Origin of the sequence: Paenibacillus sp. FSL K6-4396, assembly GCF_038002525.1 — a bacterium.
Taxonomy (GTDB): Bacteria; Bacillota; Bacilli; order Paenibacillales; family Paenibacillaceae; genus Paenibacillus; species Paenibacillus amylolyticus_B.
This window is the reverse complement of sequence record NZ_JBBOCR010000001.1, coordinates 3,659,466-3,678,165: the sequence shown is the minus strand read 5'-3', so window position 1 is coordinate 3,678,165 and position 18,700 is coordinate 3,659,466. Positions and strand designations below refer to the sequence as shown.

General features: G+C 44.7%; 13 protein-coding genes. 3 read left to right on the top strand and 10 right to left on the bottom strand.

The features are described from left to right. Positions 1–52 precede the first annotated feature (52 nt). From MHB85_RS15900 to MHB85_RS15880, 5 genes are all read right to left on the bottom strand, one after another. Positions 53–1,789 carry an extracellular solute-binding protein gene (locus tag MHB85_RS15900; RefSeq protein ID WP_341073209.1) on the bottom strand — a complete coding sequence of 579 codons (1,737 nt, stop codon included), beginning with the start codon at positions 1,787–1,789 and terminating at the stop codon, positions 53–55. Between the two features lie 249 nt (positions 1,790–2,038). After that, positions 2,039–3,445, bottom strand: coding sequence for a response regulator (locus MHB85_RS15895; RefSeq protein WP_105598857.1), 1,407 nt, complete (start codon positions 3,443–3,445; stop codon positions 2,039–2,041). Next, positions 3,442–5,154 (bottom strand): sensor histidine kinase, encoded by a 1,713-nt coding sequence (locus MHB85_RS15890; protein WP_105598856.1) that lies wholly within the window; start codon positions 5,152–5,154, stop codon positions 3,442–3,444. The genes MHB85_RS15895 and MHB85_RS15890 overlap by 4 nt, the downstream gene beginning before the upstream one ends. A gap of 228 nt (positions 5,155–5,382) precedes the next feature. After that, on the bottom strand, positions 5,383–5,856 hold the full coding sequence (locus MHB85_RS15885) for an SMI1/KNR4 family protein (RefSeq protein ID WP_341073208.1): 474 nt from the start codon (positions 5,854–5,856) through the stop codon (positions 5,383–5,385). A 179-nt stretch (positions 5,857–6,035) separates the two neighbouring features. After that, complete coding sequence (locus tag MHB85_RS15880; protein WP_341073207.1) at positions 6,036–12,419, bottom strand: rhamnogalacturonan lyase family protein; 6,384 nt, start codon at positions 12,417–12,419, stop codon at positions 6,036–6,038. Between the two features lie 208 nt (positions 12,420–12,627). On the opposite strand from MHB85_RS15880, the gene MHB85_RS15875 reads away from it, so the two are divergent. Continuing rightward, complete coding sequence (locus MHB85_RS15875) at positions 12,628–13,500, top strand: helix-turn-helix transcriptional regulator (RefSeq protein WP_105598853.1); 873 nt, start codon at positions 12,628–12,630, stop codon at positions 13,498–13,500. 118 nt (positions 13,501–13,618) lie between these two features. Here the strand turns inward: MHB85_RS15875 and MHB85_RS15870 are convergent, their stop codons facing one another. Further along, positions 13,619–14,356 carry an SDR family NAD(P)-dependent oxidoreductase gene (locus MHB85_RS15870; RefSeq protein ID WP_076210575.1) on the bottom strand — a complete coding sequence of 246 codons (738 nt, stop codon included), beginning with the start codon at positions 14,354–14,356 and terminating at the stop codon, positions 13,619–13,621. Positions 14,357–14,532: 176 nt separating this feature from the next. Here MHB85_RS15870 and MHB85_RS15865 point away from each other — a divergent pair, with 176 nt between their 5' ends. Both MHB85_RS15865 and MHB85_RS15860 read left to right on the top strand, forming a co-directional pair. Next, complete coding sequence (locus tag MHB85_RS15865; protein WP_091020970.1) at positions 14,533–15,147, top strand: TetR/AcrR family transcriptional regulator; 615 nt, start codon at positions 14,533–14,535, stop codon at positions 15,145–15,147. Positions 15,148–15,184: 37 nt separating this feature from the next. Continuing rightward, positions 15,185–15,334: a hypothetical protein gene (locus MHB85_RS15860; protein ID WP_341073206.1), complete on the top strand. Its 150-nt coding sequence runs from the start codon at positions 15,185–15,187 to the stop codon at positions 15,332–15,334. Positions 15,335–15,411: 77 nt separating this feature from the next. On the opposite strand, the gene MHB85_RS15855 is transcribed toward MHB85_RS15860, so the two are convergent. From MHB85_RS15855 to MHB85_RS15840, 4 genes are all read right to left on the bottom strand, one after another. Beyond that, positions 15,412–16,143 carry a hypothetical protein gene (locus tag MHB85_RS15855; protein WP_341073205.1) on the bottom strand — a complete coding sequence of 244 codons (732 nt, stop codon included), beginning with the start codon at positions 16,141–16,143 and terminating at the stop codon, positions 15,412–15,414. 41 nt (positions 16,144–16,184) lie between these two features. Continuing rightward, positions 16,185–16,484 (bottom strand): immunity 53 family protein, encoded by a 300-nt coding sequence (locus MHB85_RS15850; RefSeq protein WP_105598848.1) that lies wholly within the window; start codon positions 16,482–16,484, stop codon positions 16,185–16,187. Positions 16,485–16,506: 22 nt separating this feature from the next. After that, positions 16,507–16,857 (bottom strand): SH3 domain-containing protein, encoded by a 351-nt coding sequence (locus MHB85_RS15845; RefSeq protein ID WP_192131450.1) that lies wholly within the window; start codon positions 16,855–16,857, stop codon positions 16,507–16,509. 183 nt (positions 16,858–17,040) lie between these two features. Beyond that, positions 17,041–18,696 (bottom strand): glycoside hydrolase family 43 protein, encoded by a 1,656-nt coding sequence (locus MHB85_RS15840; RefSeq protein ID WP_244660867.1) that lies wholly within the window; start codon positions 18,694–18,696, stop codon positions 17,041–17,043. Positions 18,697–18,700: the final 4 nt, after the last annotated feature.

Here is an 18,700-nt window from a genome sequence, read left to right as displayed (position 1 = left end):
CCTTTCCTTGAAGAAAGGCTGCTTATCGCAGCCCTGCTACTGTGCATGGATATTATTGTTTGGATGCGATCTCATCTTCAATTTCCTGAATGACTTGATCACCGCCTTGTTTTTTCCAGTTATTCACGAATGTATCGAAGTAATCCAAAGGTTCTGAACCCGTTATAATTTTGATAAACGATTCCTGCTCCAACTTCGTCAGATTGGCCCACGTCTGTTTCATGCTTGGTGTAGTGCCGGAGAAAGCAGGTGTCATCCATACGAATTTGTTTTCCTGTGTCAGTTTGTCGATCAGCCCCACTCCGTTGATCCGTGAATGATATTTGGACCAAGCAGTCACATCATCCGTATCCATGTCGCTCAAATAAGTTTTGATGCTGCCGATATTGTTTTTCGATTCGGTTGTTCGAACCTCATCCAGGCCAATCTCACCTTTGATCCCACGAACAACGTCAGAGTAATCATCCAGCAGCGATGTAGCCGAATTGACTTCGATATTAAAAGGTCTCGTAGATCCGTCTACCCCGGTCTCCTGATATTTGGCAGCTTCTGGCATGGTTGTTGCGGCATCTTTATCATTGGCCAATTTATCGTAGAACAGGTTAAGAATCTTAACGGCCAGTTCAGGGTGTTCGTATCCCTTTCTCACCACGATAAACTGATTGGATGGATTGGCATGCGCTACGTTTACTTTGCCGTTTGCATCCTCCAGCGTATAAGCCGAGAATTTCGCATTTTTATCCATCTGTTTTGCACTGATCAGTCCCCAGTCAGGGATATGCCACGGTCCAAAAGCAATACCGCTTTGGCCATTGGCGTAGAGTGCCGTAATATCGTCAAACGTGCGGGTTCCAAATTGCGGGTCGATGATACCATTCTTGAACCAATCCGCCATGATACCCAGCATCTTCTTCGTTGCTTCTGTCGTGGAACCATACACGATTTTGCCGTCTTCACCATTCATCCAATATTGCGGGAAGGCTCCCTCGGTTGAGGCCACACCCAGCATCGTATATGCAGAACCATTATAATCTGTTGTATTCATCGTATTCACAAATGGAATACCTACCGGGTTCCCCGATTGGCCAGGGTCTCTTTCCAGGAATTCCTGTGCCGTTTTCTCTACTTCATCGAGCGAGATGGCACCGTCTCCGTCTGCATCAAGTTGTATCCCCAACAGATCCAACCAGTCCTGACGAACCCAAACCATCGTGGGTGCGGAATCCAGAGAAGTCGCCGGAAGTCCCATCAGACGTCCATCAATCGTTGCATTTTCTAATGCACGGCCATCATAGGAATCGTATATCTGCTTGATATTATCCGTAGCATATTGATCATATATGGTTGTCAGATCCTCAATCAGATCGTTATCCACCAGCTCTTTCAATTCATCTTTGGAATCAACACGCATCATGTCTGGCAATTCCCCGGACGCGATGGCGAGCGAAACCTGACGGCTATAATCTTCGCCATTGGCTTCAAATTGATCTGAAATCTGTGCGTTAAACGTGTCTTTGACCAGCCTTGTATACGCGTTGTTCTCATAGGTATCACCACTCGGCAGTTTCGGGTTGGCTGTGGTTACCCGTCCCATGGTAACGGTAATTTCGTCTTTATAGGCACTGAACGGATCTCCCGGCGTTACCTCATATTTGCCTGCTTCTTCTGCAGTAGGAGGAGTGGAAGAATCTCCACATGCCGCTAGGGCAGCAACCATTAAGGCAGACATGGACAGCACGGCCAGACGTTTCGTCAACCGTTTGCTTTTCATGGACCATTTTGTTCTCATCTAGTTCGATTCCCCTTTTTCTGATGTTTAATATTTGTTTGCGCTTTCATTATAAAATGGAGTGAAGCCCCATCGTGATAGGGATTACACGTCCGTTTGGATAGAGAAATGATTACAGTTTTTCAGTCCGCATTATGAAGTATGGTTAACTTGTGAGCATTTACCCTACCTACGGATCTACATTCGTCTAACCACCCTTACTCTTAATCAAAAACAAAAGCCGGCAGCTCCTAAAACAGGAGCTGTCGGCTATTTATTTCCCCTACCCAGCTGCCGATATTCGCTTGGCAGAAGACCGGTCAGTTCGCGGAAAATGCGGCTGAAATACTTTTCATCCGTATACCCCACTCGCTCCGCAATCCAGAAAATCGTATTATTCGTATTGAGCAAATATTCTTTGGACTTCTCTACCCGGATAAATCGGGAGTACTCATTAAAGGTTTTGCCCATCAGATCTTTGAAACATTGACTGAAATAACTTCGGCTGATGTTAAGTTGTTGCGACAGACCTGAAGCTGTATAGGGATGCTCCAAATCATTTTGCACGATCATCACCGCTTTCTTAACGGCATCGATGATTTCCTGCGAATACGAAGTCTGTTCATCTGCTTTTTGAATGCTTGCAGCTGTCTGCTTGATCCATGCTTCAACCTCGTACCAGGACTCGAAAGAATGTATCATGGCGATTCTTCCAAGCGTAGTTTGGGCAAAAAGGTGGTTCCATTCCATAACGATCGAGTACAGCAATCCCATCAACTGACCTTTATGTAATCGTAATGATATAAACTGGTCAATGAGTTGATTGTAGTAACTGTCGTGGTGGGTCCATGGTGTCTGGAACCAACTTTGCTTAATCCGATCCATCTCTTCATCCTGCGGTTCTTTTAAACATGTGTTGTCCTCATTCATCGAAACGGTAATGACTTGGTTATTGGGGTTGTACGCATAGAATAAAGACGTATCTGTATAATTCATAATCCAGTTTTTGATCTGTGACCATGTGCGCTCTTGTACATCAGACAAAACCAACAACGTACCATGGGGAACTTGATGCAGCGATTCCTTCAATTGATGAAATAGTTGATCCTCTTTCGACGGGTGAACAGCCCACATGCAGCTATTCCGCTCAACCTCCCACCTTACCTCATCTTCATGCGCAGTTATCTCCATTGGCCACTTATGCTCTGATTTTCGATCCTGTGAAACAAGTGCATACACATGTTGATAATGGACATTGATTTCATTCTGCGAAGGCATCTTTCTGATCGTGTTTGTCAACCCGTTGATTCGGGTATGTATCCGTTGCAGAACATGTTCAAATTGCTCTTTCTCCAGCTGGACTTTGGCTATATAGTCAATGGCTCCGAGTCTGAGTGCTTCCTGGATATAATCGAAATCCTGATGCAGTGTTAACACAACGATGTGAAGTTCCGGATAGAGCTGCCTCGCAGCTCGCATCAGTTCAATCCCTGACATAACGGGCATCGCAAGATCCGTCAGCATCAGATCGACCGGTTGGGTTTTCAGGAAATCCAGTGCTTTCGCCCCGTTACTCGCCTCTCCTACAACCTCCATGCTGAACTCTTTCCATGGCATCGCAGAGCTAATGCCTTTGCGCACCAACTTATCATCATCTACAATTAATACCTTAATCATGCCGAGATATCTTCTCCTTTAATAGGCAAAACGAGCAGGATGCTTGTCCCTGTTCCCAATTCACTCTCAATCACCAGTTGTGCTTGATCCCCGTACTGTGCTTTCAACATGCGGTGAACGTAATTGAGTCCGATGCCCATTCCTACTTTTTGTTGTTCAGCTTCACGATTGTTCAGCAGATTATGAATGGTTTCCTCAGTCATACCTGCACCATTATCTTGTATCATAATGTTCAACGTTGAAGTGCATGTTACTTCAATCTGAATAAAACCTTCGTCACTCAATCCATGATATAACGAATTTTCAACCAGCGGTTGCAGAATGAAGCGGGGCACAGGAATTTGAAGCACTTGTTCATCTGCAGTAATACGGACGTCAAATTCAAAATCATAGCGAATTTGCTGCAAAATCAGATACTGTCTTAACGCATCAATCTCCTCTTCCATCGTGGAGACTTGCCCTAATTTGCCCAAATTGTAATACAGTAACTTGTTTAATGACTGCACCAGCTTGTCGATCTCTCCTTGTCCGTTCATGACGGCCAACCAGTGCACCGTATCGAGCGTATTCATCAGAAAGTGCGGGTTGATCTGATAGAGCAGTTTTTCCACTTCCAGGTCTGCACGTATCTTCTCTTTCTGCTGAACTTCCTTGAAGAGGTCACCAATCTGATGCTGCATATTCGAAAATTCACCGAGCAGAAAATCAAATTCAGGAATCTGAGTGCGAGCTCGGTTCCCTTTCGTTTGTGGATTTTTGGACATCCCATTGATCTCCGAATGGAACAGACCGAGTGGTTTGTAGACCATCTTCCACAGGAGCCAAGCGAGAAACACGGTAAATCCGAGGAAAAATAAAGCGACCAGCAAAATTTGAAGCAACCACTGGTTTTTCTCCTGTTGATATTGAGACTGCGAAATGACCGATACGACACTCCATTTCTGTGAGGAATCCTCCTTGAACCAGTGATACCCCCGGGATATCCCGTCCTTGGCAGGATCTACTGTCAAGCTGGAGAAATTCTCCCCTACCTTCATGGCTTCCGGTATTTCGCTGTACACAATGTTGCCTTCACCATCCAGGATGAGATGAGATAATGCGCCATTGTATTGATTGTAGCCCAAGATATCCTGTGTGAGGCGAAAGCCTGATTCTACGTAAATGAACACGTCGTTCCTCTCGGAAAGTTGTACTTTACGCATAGCAGACAGAACAAGTTGATCATCAAATCGGTTCATACTCATATGGGGGCCATAGTACTTAATGCCATAGGTTTGGAAGAGCACAGGCAGAGACTCAGGAGAGAAACGATCCTTAATTGGAAAGTTTCCGAACTGAGTAGTACCTTCTTTTTCAAAGTAATATAACGTCAGTCCGATGTTGGGATTGGTAAATGTGACCACACTTAACTCGCTCTTTAATTCGTCCCTGGCCTCAATTAATTCGAAGATATCAGAGGACGGATTCAAGAATTCATCCATGCTTTTGCCCAAAGTTCCTCTGTAGGACAATTGCTGGGTAACGTGATTCATATTGGTGATTGAATTCTCCAATGAGGACGTGACCTGCTGTAAATTGCTACGGATGCCATCATCAATTTTGTTGGCGAAGATGGAGTCAATAGTATAATAAGAGATTACAAATATGCTGATAAAAGGGATAAACGCACTGAGAAAGAACAATAAAAAGATTCTTTTTTTAAGTGTCATTCTGACTTATTCTCCTTCTGAAAATGAAACAGCAAGCCTCCTGATATGGAAGCTTGCTGTGGATATACATAGAGCTATGCCGATTATCGATTTTTCCATAGCCCTCGTCCAAGTCCAATTTCCTTTCATCATTATAGATTGATATTCAAATAAGTCAAACGCTTTCATAGAGGAGGGTAACATCTAAGAGATTAATAGATGAAGTTCTCTAAAAGGATCGAAATTTGCTCAATAAAGTGTTATTGAATTCGACATAATGAGTTCCATAAACTCATTCAGATGATTAGCCACTTTTTTAATTTCTTCAAATTCTGGTTCTTCTCCATATACAATCGCTCCTATTTCATTGGATAAGTCAATAGCATAGAAGGAATAGACACTGTTAACAGAAATCATGATTGGTAGATAATGATTCCACCATGTCGTTATTTCTGATCTCCATTGATCGTCTCCGTTTGCTGCTTCCAAGCTGAGCAGTTCAAATTCATTCCATTGAAAATCAGCATCTGAGCTATTCTTGTATTCACTCTCACAAAGGAACCATGTCTTTTCATCAGGGGTAATGCATTGTTCCATCACACGTAAAAAATCTAAATATTCTTCCGGAATAACTTTGTATCTAGTTATGAAACTGACATCTAAATCTAAATGACAATTCGATTTCTGAGTTATTATCCAACCGTTTGACTCAGCCCAAATCATAAATTCATGGATTTTGCTGCTCAAAGTACACCTTCTTCCCTCAAAATGGACTCTCTTTACAATTTTATCGCAAAATAAGTAAAAAGTGCTACTCCTCAATGAAAGAGGAATAGCACTTTTTTATGAACCTAATCTACTTTAATTCATTGTGGATAATGGAATGCCTCAAACATTTCAGTCTACTCTCGTACCGTCACATTTAATTTGTGTGATCTGGTTTCCCCTGAAGAATTACGAAGTACAGCTTCATACTCGTAGATTCCAAGTGCTCTTCCAGAGATTGAGGTAACCGCAGACTGTGCACCAGGCGAATGAGATTGCAGCGGTTGTGTGTCAATCAATACACCATTTTCGTAAAGTTCGTATTCGGTTGCGTTTGTTCCCCACCACAGATTCATGGTGACATTATAGTTGCCGTCACCGTCCCAGTTGTCGTTCGACAGAACGGCTTGCCCCGGGGAAGCATCCGTGACGATGACTGTCAGTGGAACACTCATGGTTGAACCCAGTGCATTGATCAATTCTCCAGTATAGATATAGGTGCCATTTTTATTTCCAGTAATATCAACTTGAACAGATTGGGCGGATGGAGATTGATCGACCAGAGAAATTTCTTTAATCAATTCACCATTCTCATACAGCTTGAACTGATTGCCGTTATTCCCCCACCACAGATTCATCGTGATTGTATAGTCTCCGTCTTTGAGCCCCGTGTCGTAACCATTATTATCAGATAACACCGGAGTGCCAGGGGCACCATTTGCTAGTGGTGTTGTCTGATAGAGCCATTCCTCCCACTTAATCAGCACACTTGCCTGCTCATCCGTAAATACGGTTCCTCTAGCTAATTGAACGTCATTACCGTAGGATGCAAGCAATTGACGCGCTTTTGCTCCTTCACGATCGTTTGCTGCCTGTTTGGCCTGCTGTAACGTGTTTGTGAGCTGATCAGCAAGAACACCAGCATTAGGATCGATCGATTCATCAGCAAAGGCGTTGGTCAGATTAATCAGGCTGTCGAATGTAGCAATAACGCCAAAACGATATTCTACCGTCTGTTCCCAGCCAGCCAAATCGGAGACCGTTGCCGTAACCTGGTTCAGGCCGGGTTCCAGTGTATACGCAGGAGTGTCGAGAAGCACACCCTCCGGTTCTTTCACACCGGATACCGAATCGGAAGCTGTATAACCAATTTCCACATGCTGATCAATGGTGTATTCAGCTTGACCATGAATTTCAATGGTTGGAGGTACGAGATCAATGGATATGGATAAAGACTGTTCGCTCTCTTTATTACCGTCAACATCGACACTCCAGTAGATAATGGTATGTGTACCTTCTTCAGTTAGAGTCAACTGTGTGCCACTAACCGTTTCGCCCCCGTTGATTTGATAATAGGTCCCTTCGAGATCGGAATCTTCATCGCTTGCTGTGAAGGTTACTTGTGCCGGAGAAGTATACCAGTCGTTCTGCGATTCTCCTTCCACAGTTGCCGTAGTATGCGGGGCCTTCTGCTCCGGAGATTCCCCTTCCAACGCAACAAAATCAGATAAAGGTATATTCAATTCCTTCACAAGACGTGCCACGAGTTCAGAAACCTTGATTGCACCGTTCATTTGCAAATGTGTATTGTCCTCGGTTGTACCTACCCACATGAATATCGATTTGGTTCCTTCTGTGCCAAGCTCCTGGAAATGCTCCCAACTGGCTTGGTTCAGATCAATGATGAGTGTTTCCGTCTCCTGCGCTGTTTCTTTCATCGCCTGTACGTATTCCGGGAAGCTCTTGTTCAGCACTTCGCCGGTAAAATCACGACGATTCACTGGCGTGACCAGAACTGGAATCGCACCTCTCTGCAGAGCACCGTTAATGTATTCTTTTAGATATACCTTAAACTGCTCAGGCGTAAGATAACGCTCTGGACGTGAAGGTGTGGAATCGTTATGAGACCACTGCATGAACAGATAATCGCCTTCTTGAATGTCGAGCAGAATATCATTGAGATATCCACCGACCAGGAAGGTCTTGCTGCTCAATCCTCCAACTGCCCGGTTATCAATACTGACTTCATTTGGATCAAAAAATCCACCCAACGTTTCGCCCCAACCTGCTTGCGGACGGTAGTTCTCCGCGTAATTGGCCACAGTGGAATCGCTGGCCAAATAAATAACAGGTTTATCGCTTGCGCTGTGATCTGGCAGACGCTCCAGCTTCAGCGCATTGATCTTTGGTGCATTTCCGGTGAAGTTGAAGTTAAATACCCCATCAATCAGAGCAATGTCGTACGTAATTTCTTTGAATTCGCCCTTGGCAACGGTTGTGAGCGGCAACTTGGTCATTTGCTCCACAACAACATTTGCACTAGTTGATTCCTCAGCATCCCCGATGGTCATCGTTACCCGGTAATTCGCCGGCTCCATTTCTGCCAGGAAAGAGGTACCGTTTACTCGTGTGAAATCTTCCTTGAGCAAATCTCCGGTTTCCCGGTTCTCATCTTTGGTCAGCGCAGTATCAGCAAAGCCGTACCCATTGCCTTCAATGTACGCTCTTTTGGCATCTACCTTGATGTATCCGTCGGCTGCGTCGCCAGAACCAAAGTCAAATTTGTATTCACTTATCTCTTCGCTCGGTGCACTTGTCAATGAATCCTTGGCAACAGTTAACATGTTAAACGTATGGTCAACTTGAGACTGCGTGGCTTCCGTATTAAATATCGCTTCGGCAGCGACCAAAGCCCGGTTCACCACTGCTTTGGATGATTCTGTATAATTCGACAGATCAAGTGCTTTGATCTCATCGTACAGAGCGATTAAGGCCGTCTGATCACCACTCTCTGAAGAGAGCTGAGTGCCTTCAATTCGCACGTTATCGATCTCTGTAGTCCAGTTCAACGTGCCTCCACCGCCTTTTCTAGTGCCCAGGAACCGCATGGATCTGACGTTGTCCGCATATGCGGCTGAACTCAGCGAGATATCTGCAATCGTTTGTTTAACTGTCGGATCGGCTAGGTTCGTTAATGTCAGATCCAATGTTTTCTCGGAAAAATTAACGGTTGCATCCACATTGACCCACTGGTTCTTGGAAATATCTGTAGCCGTTCCCCCTTCGGGTATGGCTGTATCCCCTGTGCCGTAGTCTGGGTTATATGCACCGACAAAATAATGAATTTTGGTGCTTCCGGTTTTGGTATACAGCGTGAACAGGGCATTTTCGTTAGAATCCTGTATTGTGAGGTGACCTTCTGAAGGATAGGCACTCACATTACCGGATTGCCAGTCAAAGTTCACGTTCACCTGATTGCCGTTTACGGCATCGAACAAACGGAATACTTTGGCCCGATTGCCCGATCCGGAACCCGCGACGGACAGTACTTTATTTCCAGACTGTTCAACAACGGTTCCCGTCATGGTCCCTGCAATACCCGTGGCATTGACCATCGCATATTGGTAGCCCGCAGCATCGCCTTCAAAATTCTCCTCATATAGTTGGGCTTCCGGCTCTGGCTCTGGCTCGGAAATATCCGGGTCAATGACCAGTGATGAAATGCTCAGCTCCATGTCTTTGACTGCACCAGCAACGAGTCCGGCAATTTTCTGTGCACCATAGCTGCTGAAATGCGTATTATCGTTGATACCATTTGGGTATTTTGGATATTCACCCGGATTAGCATATAAGAACACTTTTTCCGTAGCTGTGTTACCAATTTTGTCGTAGTAAGCAATACTCAACTTGCTCAGATCAATCAGTGGCACGTCCTGCTCTTCAGCTACTTCTTTGGCAGCCTGAACATATGCCGGGAAGCTAACGTTGAATTCTTGAGTCACTGTATTAAAATCTCTGCGTCCAACCGGAGTCAGCAATACCGGTGTAGCGCCCCGCTGTTTGGCACCGTTTACATAACGAGCCAAATAAATTTTATAGTCCTCCGGTGATGCGTATCGGTCCGGTATCCCTGCACTGGCGTCGTTATGACCAAAGGAAATGAAGAAGAAGTCCCCCGGCTTAATTCGCTGCAGGATCGTATCGAGACGACCGTCTACCATAAAGGATTTACTGCTTCGACCACCGATCGCATCGTTCACGACGACTGCCCCATTGGAGAAATAACGTCCGAACTGCTGGCCCCATCCTTCTTGAGGAGCCTGCGCTTCACTGTAAGATTGCATGGTTGAATCACCAGCCATATAGATCGTTGTTGCCGCACCAGCCGCTTTCTCAGGATATTTTTCGATGATGACATCCTGGATGTCTATAGCTGTACCGGTGAAGAGCAGATCAAGCTGTCCATCCACCAATGCAACATCATAGGAATACTCCAGTGGTGCTCCTGCTGTCACATTGGTTACGGCGAGCTTCTGGACGAATTCGGATTTGACCCCCACGTTCGAATCATTGGTATCATTGCCCAATCGTAGTGTCACTTTGTAGTTGGCATTTGGCAGGTCAACAGCAAATGTTGTGCCTGTCGCGACCGAAACCTCATTTTTACCTACGGTAACCCCACTTGTATCCTTGAATCCATATCCCGTTTCTTGTGAGTATAACGTGTCTTGTATAGCCGTATTTCCTGACGCTGTCTCTGTGCCAAAATCAAAACGGTAAACCTGCTCCGGCATCTCTGCTTCGCGAGTCAGCGCCAGATCGGCTTTCGGGAATGCTGTAGCTTCCGCTCCAAGATAAAATCCGGTATGAGGCGGCTGGTTGTAGGCTACATTTTGCCAGGCTATGCCAAGTCGATACACAGGGTCCTGCATCAGCGTAGGGATGCGATAGTCTGAAGGAATGGTCGTTGTGTAGAGACGATACTCCGAACTATCTTCGCTCCGCAGCAGAAGCTCCTCACGCCAGTCGCCCAGAATGTCCGCCTGAAGTGCCGGATTGCCTTTGGTATGGTTGTTCGTTAATGTACCGGTTGCCCGGAAGATTTCATTCAGCTTTTTGTTTTGGTAATCCCACTTATAGATGAGCGGAATTCCTTTGGCTGTGCCATTATCCCACTCATGGTCCAACAGCTCCCGCTGAAGATCTCCATCCCACCAGATGGCAAAGTTGGCGGTTTTGGGCCCTTCGTCCACAGTGTAGATAGCCTCTCCTGCTGCTGAATAGGTATTGGTTACAGGTACACTTTGCCCGTTGGTAACGGTCGTGGCCCATGATTCGTAACCTGGATAGTTCGGATCAATGTCCGCCGACATCCCGCGACCGGTGTCAAAACCTGTTTTCTCACCCCAGAGGATTTCACCTGTTGCCGCATTGCGCATCTCCAGTCCGTATGCTGCATCCGAATGCTCGTGCACGCTTACGACCTGATAGCCCTCCCGGTTCGGATTGAGCTGGCCAGCGTGCATGGCGTCACCGTGACCGAGTCCAGTGCTGTACAGCAAGCTGCCGTTATCATCAATGGCCAAGGCGCCAAACATAATTTCGTCCTTGCCGTCCTTATCAACATCCAGCACACTTAGATTATGGTTGCCCTGTGATTGATATTGTGAACCTGCTTCGTTTGTGTCGAACGTCCAGCGTTTGACGAGTTTCCCGCCAACATAATCATAAGCAACAAGCACTGTACGGGTATAATAACCCCGGCTCATCACGACACTTGGCTTCGTACCGTCCAGATAAGCAATCGCGCCAAGGAACCGATCTACACGGTTGCCATAGCCGTCACCCCAATCGTTGACGTTGCCTCTTGGCGGATCATAATTCACAGTGGATACAGCCGCGCCAGTCTCACCGTTAAACAGCGTGAGATATTCCGGTCCTGACAGTATGTATCCGCCATCGTTGCGATAATCCTTCGTGCCGTCACCGATGACCGTGCCTTGGCCATCCTTTGTGCCGTCCGCCGTCTTGACAACAACCTCGGCCTTTCCGTTGCCATCGAGGTCATACACCATTAACTGCGTATAATGCGCTCCGGCCCGGATGTTGACTCCCAGGTCAATTCTCCACAGCTTGGTGCCGTCCAGTTTGATGGCATCGATATAGACATTGCCCGTATAACCGGCCTGCGAATTGTCCTTGGAATTGCTCGGACTCCACAGGAAAACAATTTCATATTCGCCATCCCCGTCCAAGTCAGCTACGGAAGCATCTCCTGCATAATAGGAGTAGGTTCCACCATCCTTGGTCCGGCCATCGGCCGGTTTATCGAGCGGAATAGGCAGATAATCGTTATGCCAGACCGATACAACCTCCGGTTGCATTTGCTCTTTGCCTGCAATAACGGTCGAGATCTGATATTGCGAGCTATCGAAACCAGTGGTGTCCACATAGTTCGTCACGTCGCTTATGGGCGATGCGTTCACTTTGGTTCCATTTTTATATATATTAAAAGCGATATCATCTGGATCGTTGTTTAAATACCTCCAGCTCAGAAAAACGCCGTTGTCTACAAGAACCGCAACCAATCCCCGGTTAAGATACTCTGCTTGGCGACCCGGCAGGCTGCTTGATGACTCTGCACGTATCGGCGCCGGAGGGACAGCCAGTGAAATAACCATAAGGAGTGCTAAAAAAGATACAAACATCGATTTCTGGATGGAAACAGTTCTTCGGATCATTTGATTAACTCCTCCTTATCTAAAAATTCATTTGTAGAATCATCAGTTCGATCCTGCCTAGCTTGTTGCCATATGAAAACAATTTACAGCCACCTCCTTTTTATGTTACCGCTTACATTTATCTTACAGGTCTAAAAAAAGACAGACAATCTAAAAAATGTGACGTATTATATAAGATAATTGACTTTTTTAGGAAGGAGACGAAACGATGGTTCATACGGTTTCTTATGCTTTTCGTAATGACGATACATCAATCATGACACTGGACTCTATTGGATGGCAGATCGTTTCTAGCGAAGAGTATCGTTGTCCAAGTGATGATAGACCGGACCCGGGGCACGTCGTTTTTCAATACACACTTAATGGTCAGGGTTATCTGGATATTGAAAATCAAACGATTCCTTTACCAAAGGGACATGCCCTACTTGTTAAAATCTCCGGAGAACATTGCTATTACTACAAACAAGAGAACAATGAACCATGGGAATTTATATGGATCAACATTCGCGGGGATGAAGCCAACCGAATTTGGGATATGATTCATGATAATGAGGGACATGTCATTCGACGAAACGCGGACTCTCCCTTGATTCAAGAGTTATGGCAAATTATCCATTTGATTCATCAAGAGAAAGTCACCGACAAATATCGGTTGTCTATGCAAATCTATCGTTGGTTACTCATCTTGGTGCAGACGAGTCGGGATGCAGAGAGGGATATCGGTGCCCTTTCCATAACAACGATTGAGAAATGTAAAAAGTTCATCCGAGAGAATTATGCATCTCCATTGACGTTGGATCTTCTAGCCAGCCATTGCGATATCAATAAACACTACTTGTGCAGGTTATTTCAGAAATCCGAGAAAACATCACCGCTAGCCTATCTCAAAGACAGACGCATTGAGGTGGCAGTTCGACTTCTCCGCACAACGGAACTCCCGATTTCCCAAATCGGTCAACAATGCGGCTTTGAGAGCCCCAGCTATTTCGGCAAAGTTTTTCGGCAATATATGTCCATGTCACCCAAAGAATATCGCATGAATAAGTTGGAGTTTCCTTACGAGGCTATCTATTATGAATAGCTGTTTGCTAGTTGTCCTTGGATTGGGAACTGCTCTTATACCAATACAATAAAAAAAGCCGCTAGAATAGCGACTTTTAATGGAACTATGTTCTTTGTGTGCTTCGGAATTGCTGAACTTATTGAGCGGTGTATCCTCCGTCTATGATCAGGCTATTTCCTGTCATATATGAAGAATCGTCACTAGCTAGGAACAGAACGGCTTTCGCCATCTCTTCTGCTTGACCCAGACGTTTCATTGGCGTTGCCGCAGAAAGTGCTTGCTTGCTCTCTTCCGGAATAATCGGTGTATCGATGAAACCTGGGCAAAGGGAGTTCACTCGAATATTCTGCTCAGCATACTCCAGCGCGAGGGAACGAGTCAGATTCACAACGCCACCTTTAGCTGCATTGTAAGCTGCTGAACCAGGCGAACCAACCCATCCGTACATGGATGCCGTGTTGACGATTGTGCCTCCGCCGATTTTCAGCATTTCGCGGATCGATTCACGAGCGACCAAGAATACGCCGTCCAGATCAACATTGACTGTATTGCGCCATTCGGCATAATCAAGCTCATGCGTCGGATGAACACGTCCGATTCCCGCATTGTTGAATACGATATCCACTTGACCAAATGCTTCTACGGTTTGTTTGAAAATCTCAGAAACCTCTTCTTCACTTGTTATGTTTGCTTTAATAAAGAGAGCCTCTGCTTTAAGCGCTTTTAGTTCCTGCTCAAACGCCTTACCTTTTTCTTCATTCAGATCCACCAAGACCACTTTAGCTCCTTCGGAAACGAATAAGCGAGCTGTCGCTGCACCAATTCCGGATGCTCCTCCTGTGATGACTGCAACTTTATCTTGAAGTTTGCCCATGAATAAATCCCCCAGTATAATATTTTGAATAGCACCTATATAAATAGTGCTATATGATGTTTACAAAACTAATTCTATGCTTAAAATTGTAACATTCCAATCATTAAGATATGACCAAGTGTCTACCTCGTAGACACTTCATAAAAATATGTCTATATTTATAGGAGTTTTTTTGAATGAATAATGAACTTACTGTGACAGCTCAACATCGTAATCGAACCAAGGAGCACCTAAAAACCGCTCTGATTCAGCTTATTAAGAAAAAAGGATTCCATGGTGTTTCTGTCAAAGACATCGTTGATCAGGCGGGTTATAATCGCAGCACGTTTTATTTACACTACCAGGATAAATATATACTCGCCGAAGAGTTGTTGACTATGACACTCGAAGGATTGAGGGGCGCAGTAGGTAAACCCTATTGGCACGGCCAAAAGGTTTCAACAAACAAGCTGGATGCCGAATCTTTTCAAATCGTGGATTATATCTACGAACACCGTGACTTCTTCGAACTGATTCAATACGATGATACGTTACCTGGTTTACATACAGGCTTTCCACAAACCATACTCAAAATCTATCAGGAGCAATTTGTCTTTGAGACGATCAACAACTCCCCAGTGAACATGGACTATTTCAAGTACTACACCGCTTACGGTTTTTTTGGACTGTTGAACAATTGGATATTAAGCGGATATCGTGAATCACGTGAGGCATTTATCAAAAACGTGATTGAACTCACCAAAACGCATATTCACTCTTTTCATTATGTGGGTAAGACGTTTGATTCTTGATCTCGTGAATAAGCTAGTCATCTGGGCATCGAAAGATATGTCTGCCGAAGATAACAGGCCAGTTGCAGATGGAGCAGATGCTCCTGATTACTCAGGGCTTCGCCCAGACACCAATGGGACGCAAAATCACAAGGGGATTTACAGCATAAATAAAAACGGGCATGTCATTTATACGAGAGAAATGTAATCCTCAAGATAAATACATGCCTAATAATAAAAGAGACCATGACACCAGCTGGACAATGTTTTCTAGCAGCCAAATAATTAATGTTCTAGGGTTACAGAAAATTTTTCAGTGCCTGTTTTATTAATTAAAGCAACTTCGAAATCAGATACCCATGTAAGCTCCCCTAGATGTTCAGCATAGGCAAATTCATCTGGTTGTTCTGATATGACCTTCTCTAAAAGTACTTGCGTGCCATCAGGTTGTAAAATAGATAGGAATATATTCATACTTTCTACGTTATGATGACATATGACTTTAGCAATGTACTTCTTATTAGGGCTCTCTACGTCTTTTTTCCAAGTCCATTCATTTACATACTCTAACTCCTCGATTTGCAAAGCTATCTCCCTAAACGGATCAATATCCCAATTATTACAAAGAACCAGTTTCTCTATGCCTTCCATTAGCAGTCGAAGCGTAGTCTTTTTTTTCTCCAACTCATTTTTTTCACTAAAGTCATTCAAACTAAATTGGATTGGTACCGAACACACACCAGAATGGTTAACAATACGTTCATCCGTAATGTTTTCTACACATTCTATTAGGACTTTCCAACAATCTTTCGTTTTGTATTTCCCCAACAGCCGTTCATACATCGCTGTAATACAGCGGGTTTCCAAACTAAAAGAGCGTCTTTTCCATTTCCAATTTAATGCATAATCTAATTTTGTTGCTTCGTTGTACTCACATTTTTGTTTTGTCATTATAGATTCAATATTTTCATCATCTACAATATACGGTAAGTCTATATAGAATTCTTTTAGATACATATGGTTCTCTCCTTAAATTACTCCCGATGGTTAGTGCATTATTAACTTCTATCCAAACTTGAAGCCCAATTTTTAAAGCAATTAAGCATCTCTTCCAAATTTTTTGCTCCCCCTGCACTATGAAACACGCCATCTCTTACGATACAGTAGAACCAATCTTCTTCATTTCTCTCTTCTTCAATCGAATCAAATGGCACATCTTCTAAATATGTATCCGTCAAGTCGATTTCGACAGACCAACCAGGATTATCCACCGTATCAATTCGCATACCGTATGAATGTTCCCAATCACCGTCACAGTTTTCATAATACCAGCTTTGAATCCAGTTGAGAGTATCCATCGTCATGACCTCTTTCTTTATTTTAATCCGATGGAGTCAATACCTTATTTGGTACCCAGCCCTTTTCACCCTCTGCGGTATGAACAAAACTCCAATCATTTAGTTCAAATTCTTTTGTAACGATGATACCGGGTTTTACGGTTAATTCGTGTGCAGAATAATTTGATAATGCAGTCGCGATCTGTTCTTCATTGGGAGTGCTTAATATTTGCTTCGGTACCCAGCCACATTTTTTAGAATCGATGGATTCACAGAAAATCCAGTTGGGGAATTCAGTATCTTCTCTCCCATATAGGATCGTATCTCCTTTAGCTAAAACGATGGGATCAGGATAGTTTGAATTATGGGGTTGAACAACTTTATATAATTTCATAATACGCCTCCAACTAATATATTCGACCTGTTACCGACAAACATAATATCATATTATTATGTAGTTATTCATCCCTATTCGGATAAAGAAGCGCCCCCTTCACAAGGGAGCGCTTCTTTATCCGAATAGAAATATTTTAACATGAGTCCACGTTATAACATTTGGGTAATATTACACAATATTCTAATTTCTAGATAACTCTCCAGACACACCATCCGCAGAATCTATATGGCCTAATGCATTCACTTCATGCTTTGTTTCTCTATACACAAAGTAATCAAAATCGGCATGTTTTCGGGTTCCGCCGAGGTCCTGCACACAAAGTCCAATGTAGGCTCCCGTAAACCGAATATACTCTGGAGATTCATCGGACAGATGTGTGATATCAACCCACTCGCCTGCATGATTCCAGGATGAATCATTATTTAACGCATAGTAAAAGCGGGCGCGATCATGATCAACCACTACTTTTAAGCGGAGCGTATTCACAGACTCTAGCGGAATATCCTCCAACAGTTCGTCGTAAACCCCGTACTTGGACTGAATAATTCCCAAGCACAGCCCCTTCTCTTCATGATAAGTTACACGTAAATAGAGATAGTCCTGGGTATCGTAGTACAAAATCAATCCTGCCATTTGCTGTGGGTGGTCCGGCGCAAATTCCAGGGCTGTTTCGGCTTCACACTCAAACGTTTGTAATCTTCGCGCGATCATGCTTTGCCTATGCGTTGAACTCATCGACTCCATACCGTGCAAGCGCAAGTAACCGGGACGTTCCGTCAAGCTGAGCCAAGTCGGGTTGGGTGGAATGCGAAGAGTATTCCAGTCATTCCGAAGCTCGAATTGATCAAAGTGATCCATTTCCGCTATCGGTTCAAACGGATGTGCCGTAATCTTTGGTGCAATGACCTGGACCTCGGGATACCGGTTACCGCTCGCAAGCTTCAGCCAGCCGTCCTCGCTCCACGTACACTTCTGAAGTGCGGTCTCACGTCCAAGAATGCAATACTTTTGATGAACGGGTCGTCCGACGAGATGTGCCATGTACCATTCGCCGGTATGTGTTTCAACAAGACTGCCGTGGCCTGCCTTCTGCAGAGCCAAATCCGTTCTGCCATATGAAGTAAGGATCGGATTGGCAGGATCAACCTCGTAAGGGCCTTGTAGTGTACGGGAACGTGCTACTGTAACCGCATGCTCATAGCCCGTTCCCCCTTCAGCTGTAATGAGATAATAATAGTCCTTGTGTTTATACAGATGTGGCGCTTCGGTCAGTCCCAATTCTGTTCCCTTGAATATGTTAGAGGCAGGCCCGATCAGCTTATGTTCCCGAACCGAATACTCCTGCAGAACGATGCCTGCAAACCGGTTTTTGCCCTTGCGGTGATCCCATATCATATTGACCAGCCATTTACGCCCGTCTTCATCATGAAACAGGGAAGGATCAAAACCGCTGCTGTTCAGATACACCGGCTCGGACCAAGGGCCCTCAATATCCGTTGCTGTCACAAGGTAATTGTGGGTATCTTTAAAAGCGCCTACCCGGCTTTTGACATCGGTGTAGATCAGGTAAAACACACCGTTGTCGTAACTAAGACATGGTGCCCATACACCTCCGGAGTTAATGTTGCCCTCCATGTTCAACTGCGTTGCACGAGTCAGCGGTGAAGTGATTGGTCGCCAATGAACCAGATCTCGCGAATGGTGTATGCGTACACCGGGGAACCATTCGAAGGTGGATGTGGCAATATAATAATCTTCTCCCGCCCGGCATATGGACGGATCTGGATGAAATCCGGGGAGGATGGGATTGGTGATCATTTTCTTGGTCATGTTCATGGAA